Here is an 18509-nt window from a genome sequence, read left to right on the forward strand (position 1 = left end):
TGGTTGTGACGCCGAGCTATTGAGCCAGGATCATTGCGAAGTAGCCGAACACGGTGAGCAGAATGCCTGATACCGCGTAGCCGACCGGGAAGCCGATCCAGGGCACGGAGCTCTGGATTTCCACCGCGGCCTCACGGCACGGCCCGGAGTGAGACCGCGCACCGGCGACGCCGCCCATCAGCACGGCCGGGTTGATCTTGAACACGTGGAAGCCGATCGCCCAGACGATGAACGGCGGAATCGTGCAGGCAATGAAGCCTGCGACGAAGATCTTCAACGCGACCGCACCCGTGAGCTGCGCTAACAACCCGGCGCCGGCATTGATGCCGACGATGGCGACGAAGACCACGAGACCGAGATCCTCCAGCACATTGCGTGCCGCGTTCGGCGTATTGCCGAAGAAGCGCAGCCGGGAAACCAGCGACGAGACGATCACGCCCGACAGCAACAGACCGCCGGCGTTGCCGAGGCCGATCTTGGCACCAAAGGCCGGGAATTCGATCATGCCGATCAGGAAACCGATGATCATGCCGGCGGCGAGCGTCAACAGATCGGTCGAGGTGTTGGTCCGCGCAATGCGTCCCCACATCTCGCCGAGCTCGTTGACGGCCGACTTGATACCGACCACCGAGACGATGTCCATCCGCTGCAACTCGGTCTTGAGACCGGCCGGAATCTGCACGCCGCCACGTTCGACCTTGGTGACCTGCAACTGACCGGCAATGGCCGTCTCGCGGAAGGATTCAAAGGTCCGTCCGGCCATCTCCTTGTTGGTGACAAGGATGTCCGCCTGATCCATGGGAATGCCGAGCGCCTTGGCGTCGGCGACTTCCGGCCCGATCAGGCCCATCTTGTCGGTCAGATGTTCGGTCGAGCCGCCGAGCGCGACGACGTCGCCCTTTTGCAGAACGAGTTCGGGGTCGGCACCCAGCGGTTCTCCTCGGCGCGCCACGTTGACGATGCGGTATTCGGGATTCATCGTCCGGAATTTGGCAATGCTCATGCCGACCTGGGCCGGATTGTCGAGCCGGTAGGCACGGAGGCCGAACTGCCGGTAACCGGTCAGGCCGCCACCCTCGAGGTCCTTGACGCCAAACTCCTGCTCGTACTGCTTGGCTGCCGCCTTGGCGTCGACGCCCCACCAGCGCGGCAGGTACTTGCAGATCAGGATGATGCCCACGGTGCCCCAGATGTAGGTGATGCCGTAGGACAGCGCGATCATGCCAGACGCATCCTCGGGCTTCATGCCTTCAGGGAGCTTCACCACACCCGAGGTGATAGCCTGCTCGGCCGAACCGATCGCGGCAGACATGGTCTGAGATCCCGCCAGCATGCCGCCGGCAGCACCAATTGGCAGCGCAAACAGCTTGGCGCAAATCACGACCAGCGCAAGTCCGACAACACTGGACACGAGCGCAAGGATGCAGAACTTGAGGCCGTCGCCTTTCAGGCTGTTGATGAAAGAGGGCCCGACACGAAGGCCAACCCCATACATGAACAGGTAATAGAAGAGGCTCTTGGCAAAGTTGTTCAACTCGAGCTTCACGCCATAGATCGACGCCCACACAGATAGGCCAGCGCCCACCACGATGGCGCCGGCGACCATGCCGAGGCCGTAGCCCTTGATGCTGGCCCGGCCGATCCAGACGGCGAGGCCAACGACGAAGAACAGCAACAGAAACGGGTTCTGCTGCAAGAACGTGAAAAAGCTCTGCATGTCCGTCCCCTTTTATTACGATGCAGCCTTCAGCTTCGGCGCGGCGCCGGGCTTGGGCCGGCCAATCTTCGCCAGGGCTTCGGCACGTACGAGCTTCAACCCTTCCTTGGCGTCGTAGCCGTGGATTTCCTTCACATCGAGCTTGCGCATGAAGTCGATGGTTTCCTGGGTGATGACCTGCCCCGGCACCATGATCGGGAAGCCCGGCGGATACGGGATCACGAAACTGGCAGAGACGAGGTCGGGACCGGCCTTGAGGCGACGGTCGATCTCGGCATCGCCGAGCCGGATATATTCGCATCCCGCCGCATCATAGGCCGAGTAGAAGCCGCTACGGATGTCGCCCTCGTTGGTCTTGGTGCCGGCATCGCCACGGAAACTGTCGTGGAAATGGGAGAAGTTCGGCAGGTCGGGCACATCAGTCATCAGGCTCTTGACCCGTGCATCGAAGGTCTTCTTCGCATTGGCGCCGCCCTGAACCAGTCCGCGATCCACCTCGCCCGCAATCTCGGCCAGCACCCTCACCAGATGGGCGACGTCGCTGCGGGTGTTGTTGATGTTGGATTGGAACAACACCGAGTTGCGCGAGGTCTTGTTGATCTGGATGTTGTAGTCGTTGGCTAGAATCCCCTTGAATTGCGTACCGTCATAGCCGGCGGTACCGCACACCAGCGTCATGCGGGTCGGATCCAGGCAGAACTCGTCGTCGTCCAGGCTCTTCACGACGTTTGCCCAGTTCGTGCCGGCGGCCAGATAATCGGTAAAGCCGCTCTGGCGGTATTGCGCCGGCACCATGGCGTCCGCACCGAGAATCCGGAAGTATTTGGAGATCAGCGGATTGTTGTTGACCGCCTTGCGGATCGCGAACGCGATTTCGATCGCGTTGGCGACGAGACCGTATCCTTCAAGCTCCATCTGGCGCCGCGAGACGTCGAGGCTGGCAATGAGCTGCTGGTTCGGGCTGGTCGATGCGTGCGTAAACACCGCCTCCTTGAACTGTTGCTCGACGGTATGGAATTCGACGTCCTTGACGGACAACATCGAGCCCTGCCGGATCGCCGACATCGACTTATGGGTCGAGTTGGTCTGGTAGACCCGCAAGCGGATCTGCCGCGGATCGGGAACCAGTCGGGTCTTGAGCAGCACCGCGTCCGACGGAGTCTTGCCGAGCTCGGCCTGCTGCTTCTCGTAAGCTGCGACCGATTTCGGGTCGTGCATCCAGGTCTCGATCTCGTTCGCGGCGCCCATCGCGGTGCGCCGGCGCAGGAACGGCGAGAAGCGCGCGAAGCCGAACCAGGCTTCGTCCCACAGGAAGATGAGATCGGGCTTGATCGCGAGGCATTCCTCCATCACCCGCCGGGTGTTGTAGATATGGCCGTCAAAGGTGCAGTTGGTCAGGTCCAGCATCTTGACGCGGTCCAGCCGGCCATCGGCCCTCGCATTCAGCAGGGCCTGCTTGATGGTCTGCAGCGGCACCGCGCCGTACATCGAATACTCCGTCATCGGGAACGCTTCGACGTAGATCGGCTGGGCGCCGGCCAAAACCATGCCGTAGTGGTGCGACTTGTGGCAGTTTCGATCGACGATCGCGATGTCGCCTGGCCCGAGCAGCGCCTGCACCGCCATCTTGTTGGACGTCGAGGTGCCATTGGTCACGAAGAACACGCGATCCGCGCCGAGCGCGCGGGCTGCCTTGTCCTGCGCTTTCTTGATGGTGCCGGTCGGCTCCAGCAGGCTATCGAGGCCGCCAGTGGTCGCGCTGCTCTCGGCCAGGAACAGGTTCAAGCCATAGAATTCGCCCATATCGCGGATCCAGTCCGACCTGAACACAGACTTGCCGCGCGCGATTGGCAGCGCATGGAACGTTCCGATCGGGCGTTGCGCATATTTCTTGAGATTGTCGAAAAACGGAGTGTCGAAGCGATCCTGGATACCCTCGAGGATGGAGAGATGGAGCTCGAGGAGCTCTTCGATCGAGTAAAATATCCGCCGAACCACATTGGCTTCGGGGTTCCCAGCCATTGCCTCCACGTCGCGATTCGACATCAGATAGATGTCGAGCTCGGGACGTACCCGCTTGATGACGTGCGCTAGCCGGAGCGCGGACGCGTCCGCCTCGTCATTGATACCCGCGGCGGCGGTCATGGTGCGGAGTATCGGCGCATCGTGACGCGAGCGCAGGCCGAACCCTTCGTTGATGACGACGGCGGCGATATTGGGGTTGAGCATTGTCGCGCAGAAGGCGTCTTCGAGGCTGCCGACGATCACTGGCTCATAGACGAAAGAATCGACCGGGCGCCGCAGCTTGCGCCATTCGCTGGCGAGAGCCGGCCACTTCTCGGAGGAGACGCCGGTGACGACCAGCGTTTCGAAATAGGGCCGTCGGGCTGCATGTGAGCCGAAAGTCGAGGACACAAGCTCGGGCGCATCGCCACTGCCGTCGTCCTTGGGATCCCAATCGCCGGCATGCTGGCGGAAGGATCTTGTCATCAGGGCCTGTGTAATCCGCGTCGCAAGACCAAGTGAACCCGCCGCATCCCCGGCCGTTGCCGCTTCCCGCAAGGCCGCCATCAATTGCAGGCCGGGATAACCGTGAAACTCCTCTATGACGGAGAGATCAGCCAGCGCCGCGTCATATTTCGCGCGATCGCCGCCGCGTGCCCACGTCTTGGCTGCCTCGACCAGGTCGCGCCAGTCGTCCGCCCGTCCGCCGGGCCCGGAAATGAACTGATCGATGCGCTTTTCTGCAGCCTTGGCGTCCTTGGACATGTCTCTCTCCAGATCAGTTTGCGACGTCTCCGCCGGGATCGTGATGCCCGCTCACCTCGGTCTATTGATCCAAGTCAACGGACGCGCATCTTGAAGAAGGAGCGATGCACCTCGCGATGCAATATCGCCAGAAGTGGCTGGCCGCGGCCGACTTCAGGCGGGAGATCGGATCAGAGCTGGCTGGGCAACAGCGATATCGGATCAGACGATTGCTTGTTCTCACCGAGCACGCTGTCGACCGAGCGAAGCCAAGCCGCACTGTCGGTCTTTTCCGCCAATCCCTCGGCCCGCAGCAGATCGCGCAATTGTGCGTGCGCGCCGACGATGCAGAAGGCGATATGCGCCGAGGCGAGTTTGTCGTAAAGGTCGTGCAACATGCGCGCCCCGGCCAGATCGATATAGGGTGACGCGGAGAGATCGCAGACCACCAGCCTGACATCGGCTGACTTCAGCAAGACGTCCGAAACTGTTTCCAGGATGGTTTCGGCATTGATGTAAAGCAGTGAGGCTTCCGGTCGAAAGGCGATGATGCCGACCAATGGCTCGACGCCTTCGTGCCTCGCATCGTCGGAGTAACGGCCGGTACCCGGAAGCTGGCCGAGGAAAGCGACATTCGGACGTGAGGCCCGCGCCAGGAGCAGGACAATCGAGGCAACCGCCGCCAGCAGGACGCCTTGCAAGATCCCCAGGAGCAACACGGATACGAGGGCAATTGTCGCAGCGTAAAAGTCGATGCGGCTGACTTGCCACATCCGCAACAGCGCGCGGATATCCACCAGCCTGTAGACGGCGGCAAAGACGATCGCCGCAAGCACCGCCTTGGGCAGATTCGTCAGGGCTCCCGTGAAGAACAGCAGGCACAGCGCCAGCGTCACCGAACAGATCATCAGCGCCAGTGGCGTCCGCGCCCCTGCATTGTCGTTGACCGCAGATTGCGACAGCCCGCCGGCCACGGGATAGCCGTGGCCAAGTGCGGCGACGAGGTTCGCCGCGCCGAGCCCCAAAAACTCCTGCCGGACATCAAGGGCATAGCCATGCTTGGCAGCAAAGCTGCGCGCGGCGGACACACCTTCGATATAGGCCAACAGCACGCATCCCGCGGCCAAGGGGAAGAGCTCGTCGGGCTCCAACAGACCAAAGCTGGGTAACCCCAACGCCGGCAAACCCTCCGGAATTTTGCCAGTCACCGGCACGCCCAGCGACGGAAAGCCGAGCAGTGTCGCCAGCATGATCGATAGCGCCATGATCGTGAGCCCGACCGGCCGTCCCGGCAGCCGCCGCTCTCCCACGAGGAGGGACAAGAGCGCGATGGCTCCGATCGCGAGAACCAGCCAATTGATGCCGCCGAACTGTCCGGCGAGCTTGATGGCGCGATCGAAGAAATTGTGACCGCCTCCGGGGACGCCGAACAGGCTCGGCAACTGGCTCATCATGATCGTGAGCCCCGCGCCGGCCTTGAAGCCGACCAGGATACTGTCGCTCACCAGGCGGACGAGAACGCTGAGCTTGAACAACCAGGCAATCAGACAAAGCAGCGCTACTGCGCAGGCGGCCAGGCTCGCGATCTCGGCATATTTGGCCGCGTCTCCGCCGGCCAGTGCTCCGACAGTAGCCGCAATCATCAGTGAGATCGCGGAAGTCGGACCGATTGCAAGCTGGCGCGACGACCCCAGCAGCGCGTAGCCGATGCCGCCGAGCATGTAGCCGTAGATGCCGATTTGGGGCGGCAGGCCCGCCAGCGTGGCATAGGCTAGCGACACCGGAATGGCGTAAGCCGCAAGCGTGATGCCGGCAATGGCGTCCGAACGCAGCCAGGCGCGGTGATACTGCGCCAGCCAGGTTGCGGGCGGAAACAGGAAGAGCCAGCGCCATTTCCGCCCGGAAGACATCAGAGCCTGCCCTCCTCGCTTGAGGCTTCGCAGAGCAACAGCACGACCAGCAGTGCGATCACGGGGAGACCGAGCGCCAGATTCGGGATCTGCTTCGTCGCGAACGCGCCCACAGCCGCTCCGAGGCCGAACGTGACGCACAAGTTGGCGAAAATGCCGGGGGGACGGAGCGACCCATTACCGGAGGCCGCAGTGAACAGGCCTTCAATCGCCTGCCGCATGTTACCCGTGATCATGACGGAGCTGTAGACCACGCCTTCGACCCTCGTGAAGACGGCGCTCTGCACGGCGGCGACGAAGGAAATGCCAAGCGTTCCCGCAAGATCCGGCAAGCGATTGTGCAGGACGGCGATAGCGACCAGTAGGAGGATTTCGACCAGCGTGCTGATCGCGCTAGCGCGCTTTCCGGTTACGCGACGCAGCCATGACGCGACGACGATACCGACCGCGAACGCAAGGATCGGTGGGACGAAGTGGAGCGCTTTCGTCCAGTCGCCGATCGAGCCATAGACCCACAGCAGCACAAGATTTGCCGTCTGGGCATTGGCCATCACGCCGTGGATGATCCACGTATAGGCGTCGAGATAGCCGCCCGCGAAGGCCAGCAGCAGCGCGACTCGCACCGTTTCGTCGCGGCGTATCGACGAAGCAACGGCGGTATCCATCGTGCTCATGTCCCCACGTCAAATCCTCCGGCTCAACAGGGAGCGGCTTAACCCGGGCAGGGGTTGATCTGAATCAAGCATCGCCGGATTTGACGAACCAGATTTAGCGCAATCGCTGGAGGGCACGCGCAATGAGCACGGTCAGATGGATCATCTCCGCCGCCCCGGAAATCTTTCTGCTGCTGTCGGTCGCGCTCGGCACCATTCTTGGGCGCGTCAGAATCCGCGGTTTTTCGATCGGCACCACGGCCTGCACGCTCATCGTTGCCGTCCTGATCGGGCAGCTCGGCACCTTCACGTTTCCGTCCTTGCTCAGGGTCATCCTCTTCAGCCTGTTCGTGTTCACGATCGGCTACCGATCGGGACCCGAGTTCTTTGCCTCGCTGAGCATCCGGACTCTGGCTCAGGTCGCCCTCGCGCTCGTGCTTGGTGGCACCGGCCTCGTCATCGTTCTCATATTTGCCCATGTATTCGCGCTCGGTCCCGGCACCGCTTCCGGTCTTGCTGCGGGAGCCCTGACACAGTCGTCAGTCATCGGCACCGCGTCTGGCGCACTAGCCCAGCTCGGACTGCCCAAAGAGTTGCTGCAGCAGCAGGACGCCAATATCGCGGCCGGCTACGCCGTCACCTACGTGCTCGGCTATATCCTCACGCTCCTGTACGTGCCGTTCGTCGCGCCGAAATTGATGCGGATCGATCTGAAAGCGGAAGCTGCAAAGCTCGAGGCGGAGCTTTCGGGCGGCAACCCGCCACAAACTGAGAATCTGCATTATCGAAAATTCCAGGCCCGCGCGTACCGGGTATCGACCGCGGCCGGCCGAACCGTCGGCGCCGTCGAAGACGAGATCGGCAGCCGGAGCGTGATCGAGCGGATCGTACGGCGGGGAGCTGACGTCGAGCCGCATCGCGACACGGTGCTTGAAGCGAGCGACGACGTCGTCATCGCGGGTCGCACGGCGGCCATAGTCGCAGCAAAGCCGATTGTTGGCACTGAAATCGACGCCGATGAGATCCTGAAGGCTCTTCCGGGCAATGTGGTCGACGTCCTCGTTGACAATCGCAAGCTCCACGGCCGCTCCGTCAAGGACATGGCCGACCGCGTCGGCGACGCCGCGCGCGGCGTGTTCCTGCGCACCTTGACGCGGATGGGACGCGAGGTCCCCCTGAGCGCCGATACCCGCGTCTATGTCGGTGACGTCATGACCTTGGTCGGCAGCACCCGCAACATCGAGCGCGCCGCCTCGCAGGTTGGACAGATTCTGAGCTCCGAGGACCGCACCGACATCGCATTTCTTGCCGCGGGTATTGCCGTAGGTCTGCTTGCCGGTCTCGCGAGCGTCAAGATCGGGTCTGTGCCCCTGACGTTGGGAGGTGGCGGCGGCGCCCTGATTGCGGGGCTCTTCTGCGGCTGGCTGCGGTCGCGGCGGCCGACCATGGGCGCAATGCCGCCTGCAGCGCAGCAGACGCTGAGCGATCTCGGCCTTGGCGGCTTCATCGCCGCGATCGGGCTCGGCAACGGCCACGCGGCCTGGGTCGCGATCCAGTCACACGGCATGCTGCTTGTCGGCATGGGCTTGGTCGTCACACTGGTGCCGCTGATCGTGACGACCCTGTTTGCCCATCGCGTGCTCCGCATGAACCCGGTCATCATCTGCGGAGCGCTGGCCGGCGCCATGACGGTCGATGCCGCCGTGACCGGCGCCTGCGAAGTTGCAGAAAGCCAGACGCCGGTACTCGGCGTCGCCGTGCCCTATGCTGTCGGAAATGTTGTGTTGACCGTGCTTGGCCCGATCATCGTAGCCAGCACTTTCGCCGGTTGAGGAGGCTTGTTTGAAGCTCCGCTATCCTTCGATCGCATGGTGCCTAGCGGCAGCGTTGAGCATCCTGGCCTCCTCTCTGGCTCCCGGGCGCGCCGACGACAACATCCGAATCCAGGAGGAGGTATGGGCCCTGCCGTTGCCGCTGCCGATGTTCGCCTATGTGGTGCGGCCTGTCGGCGACGGCCCCTTCCCGCTGGCGATCATGAACCATGGCGTCTCGCTCAAACCGGTTGACCGCAGCTTCTTCCCGCTGGTGGAGTTCCGTGACGCCGCGAAGTGGTTTGCCAAGCGCGGCTATTTCGTCGTAGCGCCGGTCGGCACCGGCTACGGCGCGGCCGCCATCGACATCCCCGAGCACGGTCTTTACGGCCCCTTCTTCTCCAAGGTCGGAAACTGCAGCAATCCGAACTTCCACGATGCCGGACGTGCGGTGGCGCAGGTCGATCTCTGGATCATCGACTACATGGTGGCCGAGAAGCGAGTTCTGCCAACGGACGTCGTGGTGATCGGCCAGTCCGCCGGCGGCTGGGCCTCCATTGCGCTCTCGGGCGCAAACCCGCCGCAGGTCAAGGCAATCATCACCTTCGCGGCTGGACGCGGCGGCCGCGTCGACGGCAAGCCGAATAACAATTGCGCGCCGGACAAGCTCGTCGAAGCGACTGCCGATTTCGGCCGGACGTCGCGGGTGCCAATGCTGTGGTTCTATATCGAGAACGACACGTTCTTCGGCCCTGCCCTGTCGAAGCGCATGCATGAGGCCTTCACCCGGGCCGGCGGCAGGGCCGAATATCATCTGATGCCGCCCTTCGGCAGCGAAGGACATTTCTTCATCGGCTCGCCTGACGCGATCCCGATGTGGTCGCCGCTCGTTGAAAGATTCCTTGACGCGCAGAAATAGCCACAGAGGTTGGCGTGGAGGCAGAACATGATTGACGCAACTTCAGTGTTTTCGCCTGGGCGTGCGCTGGTCTGCGTGTTGATATTGTTCGCCGCGGCCCTTGCCGGACCAGCTTCGGCGCAGAATAAAGCCGCGCCAAAGCCGGCTCCAGAGGCAAAGTCCGCCGAAATCGCACCTCGCGGGCAGCGCGAAGCCAAGGACATCACCTATGGCGACTGGAAAAAGCTTTGCGTGAAGCCTGGAGGAACGCCGACGCTATGCCGGACCTCAATCACGGGGCGGTTTGCTACGGGCCAGATGGCAATCCGCGTGGACCTGATCGAGCGTGACGGCGATCCCATTGCGCGCCTGCAAGTGTTTGTTCCCGTCGGCATGTATCTGCAGCGGCCTGCCAAACTGACGATCGATGGGGCCAACGTCCAGTCATTGCCCTACACTTGGTGCCTGACCAATGCCTGCATTGCCGCCGACGCCGCGCATCCCAAGTTCATCAACGACATGGAAGCCGGCAAGACTTTGGTGCTCGAGGTCACCGACTCCAACCTTCTGTCTCTGACGACGTCGTTGCCCCTGGCACAGTTCGGCCCGGCTCACAAAGGCGCGCCCGCCCAGACCCTGGAGCAGGATATCGAGGAGTGAGCACGCGAAAACGATCAGGCGCTCTTGGCGCAGGCGCGTTCAACCGTTTCGATAAGCTGACTGGCGGCGAAGGGCTTGCTCAAGTAAGCAGCGCAGCCGGACTCGATCGCCGCCGCCTGGTTTGTCTGGCTATCATTTCCCGTGATGTAGATGACAGGCACCGTAGCGCCGTCACTTGCCAGCTTGCGCCGCAGGGCGATGCCCGACTCGCCGTTCAGATTGATGTCCAGCACGAGGCAGCACGCGTCTTCGATACGCCCGTGACGAAGCAGTGCACCGGCGGAGGCGAAAACAACTGCGGTAAAGCCGTGGTTCCGCAGCAACCGCTCCATGCTTCGCCGCATCGATGAATCGTCATCCACGACGTATATTGACCTGCGTGCAAACAATGGGTGAGCTTTCTCGTCTGAGACTCTCCACTCGCCTCGCAACGACGAGGCGCCGCAAATGTTCCCTGCGCAAATCCAGCGGCCAACTAGGCAGTCGTCGCCAAAATCTGTCAATAACATTTCATATTGTCCTATCGTACAGGTCTGATCGCGAGATTAGCGCCAGCCGCCGCAAACAGTCCGACGGTTCACGCCGGCTGCGAGCTCAGAAGTCCGAGCCGCTCGGCGACGGAGACCAGCTCGGCCAAAGACGGCACCTGCATCTTTGTCATCACCTGGTGCCGATGTGCCTTTATGGTGCGCTCGGTGGTTCCAAGCTCGTAAGCGATTTGCTTGTTGATCTTCCCGCGCACGATGAGGTCGAAGACCTGTCGCTCGCGTCGCGTCAGAGATGTCAAACGAGCACGAAACGACTCCAGTTTGCCCTGTTGGCCGCGCACCGCCTCTTGTCGAGCCAGTGCGCGCTCGATCGCGCCGATCAACTCTTCCGAAGATACGGGTTTGGTCAGAAAATCTTCGGCGCCGGCCTTGATCGCGCGAACAGTCGTTGCGGTATCGGCATGCCCCGTCAGGAATACGATCGGCAACGGCGAAGGTCGTTGGGCGAGGCACGCTTGCAACTCAGGGCCGCTCAGGCCCGGAATCTGCACGTCGAGCAGAATGCAGCCCGGATGTTCGGAGCCCGGGGGATCCTCGAGCAGTTGTTGCGCCGAAGCGTAGGTCACAACCTCATAGCCGGCAAGCTTGAGCCGACGCTGGATGGCAGTGCGAAACGATGGGTCGTCGTCGACCACGTAGACGAAGCCAGGCAATGTTTTCCTCCCGACCTGTTCTTGCAAGCAGAACGCCCAACTGCCCGCGCAAGCCTTAGAAGCAATTCAAGGCGCCTCGCACCCCGCGGTCAACATCAACGAAAGCAGCCCGCCCGCAGTGGCACGACCTCAGGCGGAATGTGCGACGTAAGCCTAAGCCGCGCAATCCGACAGATGTTCTGACAGATTTCTCATCCGGCGCACCATCGCCGTCCCTGTACTTTGGTACAATGCACCTACAGACAATGGTTGCAAAGCCTGCTTTTAGCTTAAACAACCTTCGCGGGAAGGGCGATGATCGGCGGCTCCGTATTCCCGGTGATTGAAATAGCTGCGCGCGGTTGTCGCGTCAGCACCAGTTCGGGAGTTGGCCATGCTGGTTCGCAACGCTGCCGACGCTTCCTCGCGGCATCATTCACTCCGCGAGCTTGGCCTGAATACCAGTTCAAATCCGATCATCAGTTTAAACGAATTTACCTATAAAAAAGGCACCGAAATCTACGGTGAGAAAGAGCCCGCCGAATACGTCTACCAGGTCAAATCAGGCGCCGTGCGAAGCTACAAGCTCCTCTCAGACGGGCGCCGTCAGATCGGCGCCTTCCACCTGGTCGGCGACATCTTCGGGCTCGAAAACGGCAGCGAGCATAGATTCACAACGGAAGCGATCGTCGACACGACCGTGCGTCTGGTTAAGCGGCAGAGCCTCGAACTCGTCGCAGAAGGCGATGCCATGGTTGCCCGAAACCTGCTCAGCATGACCACCAACAACCTTCAGCATGCGGAAGACCACATGCTGCTGCTCGGCCGCAAGACCTCGCTGGAGCGGGTTGCGGCCTTCCTGCTCGAGATGGATACGCGGCTAACCGCCGCGGGGATCCTGGCCCTGCCGATGTCGCGGCGCGACATCGCGGACTACCTCGGATTGACCCTGGAGACCGTATCCCGCGCCCTGTCCCGCCTCCACGACCTCGGCATCCTCGGCTTCATCGGCAATACCCAGCGGCAGATCATGCTCCTGGACCGGCATCAGCTCGCAGCCCTTGATGATCTCCAGAATTGAAGCCGGGCGCCGCGATTGCCGAGAGATGTTCAAGGGTCTTGCGCAACACCTCGAACAGGACCGCGGTCGACCAGCCGAACATCAGAATGCCGTTCATGGCAGTCATCGGCCCCGTCAGCCGCCAACCCTGCACTGGCGTGACATCGCCGTAGCCCAGCGTGGTGTAGTTCACGAAGGTGAAATACAGCAACTCGCTCCCCTCGGGCGCCGCACCAACCAGAGCGTACGCCAGCGCCCAGACAAGAACCTCGACCGTGTGTGCAACCATCAAAATGACAGCTATCGCGACCATTACCGCCATCAGGTGAGATCGGGGCCGCATTGTATGCCTCAATCCCGCTCTGCGGGCGATGTCGATCGCTGCGACGGTCACCAGCGCATGAACCATGATGTTGATCACGCTGATGAAAGTGCCGAGCAGAAATTGGACGGCCATCGCGAGCTCCCAGACTGGTGCGGTTTGGTTGGTCAGCACTGCCATCCGGCCCGCGGTACGATGCGGGCGTTTGATGCAGATCAACGTGCCGCGGGCGTGTACGCCCATTGCCCGCACCCCGGCCACCAAGGAGCCCGATCATGACGCTCAGCTTGGCGCTCCGGGGCTACCGTTCATCAGCAGTGCCAGCGTGTGCCTGGCGATCATAATATCCTCGTCGGAGGGCACGACGTAGACCGGGATGCGGCTCGCTGGAGACGATATCAGCCGCGATTGCAGAGCGTTCTCTTGTGCATCGAGCTTGACACCGAGCCATGCGAGCTGCTCCGCCACGCGCGAACGGAGCAATGCGGAGTTGTCGCCGAGCTCTGCCGTGAAGACGAACGCGTCAAGGCCCTGCAACGCAGCTGCGAGCATGCCCGCGTTGAGGCCGATTCGATAAACGAAATGATCGATGGCGAACTTCGCGCTCGCGTCCTTACTTGCTTCGAGCTGACGCCTCTCACCGCGGGCCGCGACTTTCGGATCGATTTGCCCCGCTCGCACTCCCATCGGCAATTCGTCGAGCGCGGTGAAGGCCATTGTGCTCTCTACGCTCAGTCCACCGCTGAGCGCGCACATCGATGCCTCGCTCCCGAGACGCGCGACTATCACCCGTCCCATCGCGATTTCCGGCGCAATCCTGGGCAAGGCCTTCGCAATATATTCGTAAGTGAGACCATGAGAGCCGTAGCGTCGCACGCCCTCGGCATAGAGGTGACGGGGAATGGCACAATCGTCGGCGACCGCGGCACGCGTTCGGTGAAATGCGGTGTCGAAGCAGGCGACCTGCGGTAGCGCCAGGAAATTTGCCAGGATCGAACGGATTGGCGCCAGATTATGCGGTAGATCAAACGGCGCCAACGCGGTCAACCGCTCCAGGCACGCTAGGACTTCGTGATCGATGAGGACCGGCCGGTCATGCTCTGTACAACCGTGAATGACGCGGTGCCCGACTGCAATCGGATTTATATGAAGCTCGTCCCGCAACCAGGTGCCGGTGATGTCCATCGCAGCCGCAACATCCGGCACTGCTTCGACTAGGTAAGCGCGATTGGCCAGCGGACCACCGCCAGCCTTGCTCGCCCGCAGGCGCGGACAGCGCCCGATGCCGTCCATTTGCCCCTTGAGCCGTTGCCGTAGCCTGCCGTCTCCTTCGACAGAGTAGATCTGGAATCGGAGATCAGAGGAGCCGGCATTGATGACAAGAATGGTGTCCATGGCACTCACACCGCAAATGTTGCAGCATGCCGACCCGCGGCATCGACTCCGGCGGTCCGAGCGACGTCAGGGGGCGAGCCAGGCATTTCCACCACCATCTCCGACCGGTCGTCGTATCTTCACCCGAGAGCTTCCATCAAGCTCATGGAGGTCAACGCTCGATTGCCAGCTGTGCGGGCGCAGCACGTTCAGCGCGGATCCAGGCGACTGTCAGCTCCCAGACGACAGACAGAATGATCGGTCCGATGAAGAGGCCGATGATTCCGTGGAAGAGAGTTCCGCCGATCACTCCGATCAGGATGACCAGCGCCGGCGTGGTCAGGCCGCGCCCCATGACAAGCGGTTTCAGGATATTGTCGAGCACCGACACGATCACGAGAAACACCGTCAGCAGGAGCGCGATCGGAAATTCCTTGTCGGTCCAGATCCAGATGATAACCGGCAGGATGACGATCGCCCCGCCGATCTGCACGATCGACAGCAACAGCACGATGAAGGCAAGAAGGCCCGCGCTGGCGATGCCGGCGAGCTTGAAACCTATTCCCGCCAGCAAGGCCTGGATGATGGCAACGCCGATCACGCCTTGAGCCACCGCACGGATCGTGGCTCCCGCCAAGTCCAGAAAATGCTCGCTTTGGTCCGGCACGATGCGCGACAGAAAGCTGCGCCCTGCGGCCACGAGCTGAGGTCCATACGGAAACAGCACGCCGGCCACCGCCACCGACAGCAGAAACTTGACAGTTCCCACACCGGCATTGCCGGCAAACCCAAGCAAAGTGCTCGCAAATGGCTTCAAATAGGGCACGACCGCGCGCAAGAGCGACCGTAGGTTGGTCGTCGCCTGATCCCAGAGATCGAACAGCTGAGGCCCGATGACTGGCCACTCCTTGAGCGACTGCGGCGGCGAAGGCACATGCAATTCACCAGCCGTCACCTGGGCGGCAAGATCGGTGATCCCGTCGACCGCGCCCATGCCCAGCCAGGTCGCCGGTCCGATCACCACAGCCAGGTTGACGAGCGTGAGGATCGTCGCCGCAAGCTTCGGCCGGCCACCGAGAATGTCGCAAAGGCGCCGAAACACCGGGTTCAGCGCAGCAGCAAGCACGACACTCCAGGCCAAAATGGGGATGAATGGACGGACCAGGAGGAGCGCCCAGACGAGCAGCAGCCCCAGCAATCCGAGCCGGATCAGAAGCTGGATGATCTCGTCTCCGGAGAATATCTGACGGAGTGTTTTCACGGACGCGCCTTCAGCCATGCCGCGCATGCTGAGGTGAACTAGCCCCTGCTCTCACGCCGCACGCTTGATCCAGATCAAGCGTCGCGCCTCTTCTGGGGCTGTGGTCCGGTCTAGGGCTGTGGTCCAGAGAGAGTTAGCTCACGCTCGGCCCGAAATACGTTACCGTAGAGACTCGCTATCCATTGCCGGCCTCGAGACGTCACGTTGAGATAACGTATCGCCGGCTGGATCTGGGGAGCTACGTTACTCCAATAGAATTGTGGATATTTGTAAACGATGTCCGCTGGCGTCGCGTAGCCCAGGGTCTTGTTGAGGCCGATCTCCTCGAACTCGTAGAACAGCGCGTTGGACTTCTTCAGATAGTTGGGATCGCCGAGCTGACCGATGAGATCGGCGGCCCGTAACAGCAATCCCTCCTCTTCAATGAGGCTGTCATTCGAAGACATCGTGTAAGGAAACCGGGTATATTCGATCGCCCGAGCGACCCGGTCAGCGTCCACCTGCTCGACGGAATCCAGCCGTTCCAGCACGAACAGCTTCGAGCGATCCACATGATATGGCGCGAGAGCTGCATCGGACGATCCTCGCGGCAGACGAACCGTTTTGCCGGTCACGTCCGCGATGAACAGATCGTCCTCATCACCCTGAACGACGCCGCGGACGTATCCGATGTCGTGGGCAAGGCACGCCAGAATGAAATTCGCATAGTCGTTTGCCGTGGTGGGCCGGAGCAGCGCGCGCCCCGTCAGGATATCGTGCCCGGCAAGGGTCACGAGCAACGTATGCTCGATGTTATGATAGAGAGCATCGCTGTTGCCGATGCACTCCATGGTGAGCTTGGCCGCGAACGGAAGCAGTTCGGTCAGTCCGGCATGGGAGGCACCGAACCGGTCCTTGGTTTCCATCGTCAGAAACGCGCCCAGAGCTTGCGACACCAGTTCCGGAACTGTGATCATCAGGTCTCTCCGCTATGGTATTGTCGACGATGCAGATCAAGCCGTTGCGATTAATGTTCGCGATATTCGCAGGTTCTTCAAGCCCGCCGCGCTCTGCGACCTAAGGACGATCCATCTGGTGCCGCGCCTCGGGCAAGCGGACCCGCGACCGGCCGGAGCCGCTCACGACCTCCAAGCTCGCTCGTTGATTCAAATCAAGGCCAAGCCGGTAACGACCGCAAACATCATGTGCACGGTCGTGCCGCCGGCGTGACGGAATTCTTCTCTCGCCGGTCAGTCGAGATTTAAACCAGTGGAGGATATGATGACGTTCATCAAAGGAGCATTTGCAGCAATTCTTACTGTCGCGACCACCATGATTTCTGTAGCCGGAAGCGAAGCAGCGCCCTTGCCGACCAACGTCGGAGCCATGAGAGCCACGCTCGATAGTGACCTGGTGAAGGTGCGCTACGGAGGCTGGGGTTATCGCGGCGGATGGGCCGGAGGCTACCGCGGAGCGGGATTGGGCTATCGTGGTTTGGGATATCGCGGCGTCGGATATGGCTACAGAGGTTACGGATATAGAGGCTACCGCGGCTGGGGCTCCGGTGCAGTGATCGCGGGCGCTGTGGTCGGCGGCGCGATCGCAAGTTCCGGCTACTATGGTGCATATCCCTCCTACGGCGGCGGATACTCCTCTTACGGCGGAGGATACGGCTATGAATATTGCCCGCCCAGTGCCTACAGCGCCTACGGTAGCTATGGCGGTTATGGCGGTTACTACGCGAGGCGGAGCTACTATTCCGGCTGGTAGATCTGCCTCGGATTCTCCTGAGCACGCGCTCTTGGTGCCCGGGCTCGTCTTCGCGAGCCCTGAAAGCGCCAGCGCCGTCGCGTATACTGCCAATACGTGAACTACCCCACGCATTGCGTCGCAAGACCGGGCGTGGTCTTGGGGGTGCGTCCCGTCGCGCGCGCTGCCGCACGAGAAGCGGTGCGGCCCGGCACTCCGGCCAACCGCGGCGGTCCGGTCGATCGCGCCGGCAGACGCTGACTGGCTTGCGCGACAAGACCACAAAAATGAGGGCCGACATGACTGCCGGCCCCCTGAAGACGTCAGACTCTGGAGAGCTCAGTACCTCGCGACGACCGGGTTGGCCCCTCCGAAGCGGTAATTGAAGCGCACGGTGAGCATATCCACGTCCTGGGTGATCCGGTCGTTCACGAAAGCAGCAAGTCGCGGATCGGCGACCGTGAACGAATTATTCCGGTGCCCCATGAACAGATGATCGTATTCGAGACCCACCGACCAGTTCGGGGTGAAGCCATACTCGAATCCGACACCGATGACACCACCCCAGCGGGTTGCGCTTTGCGCCGCGAGCTCGGCGCCGGTCGCAGTATCAAGCACGCTGAGACGATTGTCTGTTACCGCAGCGCCGCCCTTCACGTAGAACAGTGACGCATTCCAGGCGTAGCCGATCTGGCCGGTGAAGAGGCCGATGGCGCTCGTTTTGGCGCGTGTGGAGAGCGTCGGATCGAACAGGCTCACGCGCTGGTTGCTGAGATCCGCCCAATCGCCCTGAGCCTCCAGACCAAACACCCACTGGCTGGCCTGCCAGCGATAACCGAGCTGGCCACCGATAACGCCACCTGATCGATCGCGGCAGCCGGAGGCGACGGCGACGCCAGCCGCGTCAAGGAAATCGACGCAGTTGTGGTTCTGCGCCCAGCCACCATTGCCGCCGATGTAGAACCCCGTCCAATTGTAGATCGGAATGATCGGTGCCGGTGGCGGCGCCTTTACGGCCATATCGGCAGCCATGGCGGTCCCCGCCGTGCACAGCGCCACCAGACCAACGGTTGCTAATAGAAGTCTTCTCATCATGCTCTCTCCTTGCCGGCCGCTTTTTGATTGCCCGAACGGCGGCTTGTTGCACTGCAATCATCCCCCAACTTCCAGCTGAAACTCTACGGGCG

General features: G+C 61.9%; 16 protein-coding genes. 5 read left to right on the plus strand and 11 right to left on the minus strand.

Going from position 1 to position 18509, the window contains the following annotated elements:
* Positions 1–16: 16 nt before the first annotated feature.
* The 4 genes from AC0L21_RS08860 to AC0L21_RS08875 form a co-directional block, all read right to left on the minus strand.
* Complete coding sequence (locus AC0L21_RS08860) at positions 17–1717, minus strand: aspartate:alanine exchanger family transporter (RefSeq protein WP_473260285.1); 1701 nt, start codon at positions 1715–1717, stop codon at positions 17–19.
* A gap of 15 nt (positions 1718–1732) precedes the next feature.
* Positions 1733–4486, minus strand: coding sequence for a decarboxylase (locus AC0L21_RS08865; RefSeq protein ID WP_473260287.1), 2754 nt, complete (start codon positions 4484–4486; stop codon positions 1733–1735).
* A 170-nt stretch (positions 4487–4656) separates the two neighbouring features.
* Positions 4657–6375, minus strand: a complete 1719-nt coding sequence (locus AC0L21_RS08870; protein WP_473260290.1) for a SulP family inorganic anion transporter — start codon at positions 6373–6375, stop codon at positions 4657–4659.
* Positions 6375–7049: a YoaK family protein gene (locus AC0L21_RS08875; RefSeq protein ID WP_473260292.1), complete on the minus strand. Its 675-nt coding sequence runs from the start codon at positions 7047–7049 to the stop codon at positions 6375–6377. Before AC0L21_RS08875 ends, AC0L21_RS08870 begins: the two co-directional genes overlap by 1 nt.
* Before the next feature lie 122 nt (positions 7050–7171).
* Here AC0L21_RS08875 and aspT point away from each other — a divergent pair, with 122 nt between their 5' ends.
* Genes aspT through AC0L21_RS08890 form a run of 3 tightly spaced genes read left to right on the plus strand, consistent with a single transcriptional unit; the run spans position 7172 to position 10397 of the window.
* On the plus strand, positions 7172–8860 hold the full coding sequence (gene aspT, locus AC0L21_RS08880; protein ID WP_473260295.1) for an aspartate-alanine antiporter: 1689 nt from the start codon (positions 7172–7174) through the stop codon (positions 8858–8860).
* Positions 8861–8870: 10 nt separating this feature from the next.
* Entirely contained in the window at positions 8871–9758 is an 888-nt protein-coding gene (locus AC0L21_RS08885; protein WP_473260297.1) for an alpha/beta hydrolase family protein, read from the plus strand.
* A 27-nt stretch (positions 9759–9785) separates the two neighbouring features.
* Positions 9786–10397, plus strand: coding sequence for an invasion associated locus B family protein (locus AC0L21_RS08890; RefSeq protein ID WP_473260665.1), 612 nt, complete (start codon positions 9786–9788; stop codon positions 10395–10397).
* 14 nt (positions 10398–10411) lie between these two features.
* Here the strand turns inward: AC0L21_RS08890 and AC0L21_RS08895 are convergent, their stop codons facing one another.
* Positions 10412–10759: a response regulator transcription factor gene (locus AC0L21_RS08895; protein WP_473260299.1), complete on the minus strand. Its 348-nt coding sequence runs from the start codon at positions 10757–10759 to the stop codon at positions 10412–10414.
* A 215-nt stretch (positions 10760–10974) separates the two neighbouring features.
* Positions 10975–11598 carry a response regulator transcription factor gene (locus AC0L21_RS08900; RefSeq protein ID WP_473260668.1) on the minus strand — a complete coding sequence of 208 codons (624 nt, stop codon included), beginning with the start codon at positions 11596–11598 and terminating at the stop codon, positions 10975–10977.
* Between the two features lie 373 nt (positions 11599–11971).
* Between AC0L21_RS08900 and AC0L21_RS08905 the strand changes: the two genes are divergently transcribed.
* Positions 11972–12658 carry a helix-turn-helix domain-containing protein gene (locus AC0L21_RS08905; protein ID WP_247362263.1) on the plus strand — a complete coding sequence of 229 codons (687 nt, stop codon included), beginning with the start codon at positions 11972–11974 and terminating at the stop codon, positions 12656–12658.
* Here the strand turns inward: AC0L21_RS08905 and AC0L21_RS08910 are convergent.
* The 4 genes from AC0L21_RS08910 to AC0L21_RS08925 form a co-directional block, all read right to left on the minus strand.
* A complete protein-coding gene (locus AC0L21_RS08910; RefSeq protein ID WP_473260670.1) occupies positions 12606–13094 on the minus strand; it encodes a potassium channel family protein in 489 nt (162 codons plus the stop codon). The genes AC0L21_RS08905 and AC0L21_RS08910 overlap by 53 nt on opposite strands.
* A 147-nt stretch (positions 13095–13241) precedes the next feature.
* Positions 13242–14354, minus strand: coding sequence for an acetate/propionate family kinase (locus AC0L21_RS08915; protein WP_473260301.1), 1113 nt, complete (start codon positions 14352–14354; stop codon positions 13242–13244).
* 151 nt (positions 14355–14505) lie between these two features.
* Complete coding sequence (locus AC0L21_RS08920; RefSeq protein WP_473260303.1) at positions 14506–15621, minus strand: AI-2E family transporter; 1116 nt, start codon at positions 15619–15621, stop codon at positions 14506–14508.
* A gap of 83 nt (positions 15622–15704) precedes the next feature.
* Positions 15705–16550, minus strand: coding sequence for an HD domain-containing protein (locus AC0L21_RS08925; protein ID WP_473260307.1), 846 nt, complete (start codon positions 16548–16550; stop codon positions 15705–15707).
* Between the two features lie 355 nt (positions 16551–16905).
* Between AC0L21_RS08925 and AC0L21_RS08930 the strand changes: the two genes are divergently transcribed.
* Positions 16906–17343, plus strand: a complete 438-nt coding sequence (locus AC0L21_RS08930; RefSeq protein ID WP_473260309.1) for a hypothetical protein — start codon at positions 16906–16908, stop codon at positions 17341–17343.
* Positions 17344–17661: 318 nt separating this feature from the next.
* Here AC0L21_RS08930 and AC0L21_RS08935 read toward each other — a convergent pair whose 3' ends face one another.
* Positions 17662–18417, minus strand: a complete 756-nt coding sequence (locus AC0L21_RS08935) for an outer membrane protein (RefSeq protein ID WP_473260672.1) — start codon at positions 18415–18417, stop codon at positions 17662–17664.
* Between the last annotated feature and the right edge of the window lie 92 nt (positions 18418–18509).

This window comes from Bradyrhizobium sp. WSM4873 (assembly GCF_055811355.1).

Excerpts from the sequence above, each read along its gene's own strand:
- AC0L21_RS08890 (WP_473260665.1), top strand. The coding sequence starts at position 9,786 with ATGATTGACGCAACTTCAGTGTTTTCGCCTGGGCGTGCGCTGGTCTGC.
- AC0L21_RS08860 (WP_473260285.1), bottom strand. The coding sequence starts at position 1,717 with ATGCAGAGCTTTTTCACGTTCTTGCAGCAGAACCCGTTTCTGTTGCTG.
- AC0L21_RS08910 (WP_473260670.1), bottom strand. The coding sequence starts at position 13,094 with ATGGCCGTCCAATTTCTGCTCGGCACTTTCATCAGCGTGATCAACATC.
- aspT (WP_473260295.1), top strand. The coding sequence starts at position 7,172 with ATGAGCACGGTCAGATGGATCATCTCCGCCGCCCCGGAAATCTTTCTG.
- AC0L21_RS08935 (WP_473260672.1), bottom strand. The coding sequence starts at position 18,417 with ATGATGAGAAGACTTCTATTAGCAACCGTTGGTCTGGTGGCGCTGTGC.
- AC0L21_RS08930 (WP_473260309.1), top strand. The coding sequence starts at position 16,906 with ATGATTTCTGTAGCCGGAAGCGAAGCAGCGCCCTTGCCGACCAACGTC.
- AC0L21_RS08925 (WP_473260307.1), bottom strand. The coding sequence starts at position 16,550 with ATGATCACAGTTCCGGAACTGGTGTCGCAAGCTCTGGGCGCGTTTCTG.
- AC0L21_RS08920 (WP_473260303.1), bottom strand. The coding sequence starts at position 15,621 with ATGCGCGGCATGGCTGAAGGCGCGTCCGTGAAAACACTCCGTCAGATA.
- AC0L21_RS08905 (WP_247362263.1), top strand. The coding sequence starts at position 11,972 with ATGCTGGTTCGCAACGCTGCCGACGCTTCCTCGCGGCATCATTCACTC.
- AC0L21_RS08875 (WP_473260292.1), bottom strand. The coding sequence starts at position 7,049 with ATGAGCACGATGGATACCGCCGTTGCTTCGTCGATACGCCGCGACGAA.
- AC0L21_RS08915 (WP_473260301.1), bottom strand. The coding sequence starts at position 14,354 with ATGGACACCATTCTTGTCATCAATGCCGGCTCCTCTGATCTCCGATTC.
- AC0L21_RS08870 (WP_473260290.1), bottom strand. The coding sequence starts at position 6,375 with ATGTCTTCCGGGCGGAAATGGCGCTGGCTCTTCCTGTTTCCGCCCGCA.
- AC0L21_RS08865 (WP_473260287.1), bottom strand. The coding sequence starts at position 4,486 with ATGTCCAAGGACGCCAAGGCTGCAGAAAAGCGCATCGATCAGTTCATT.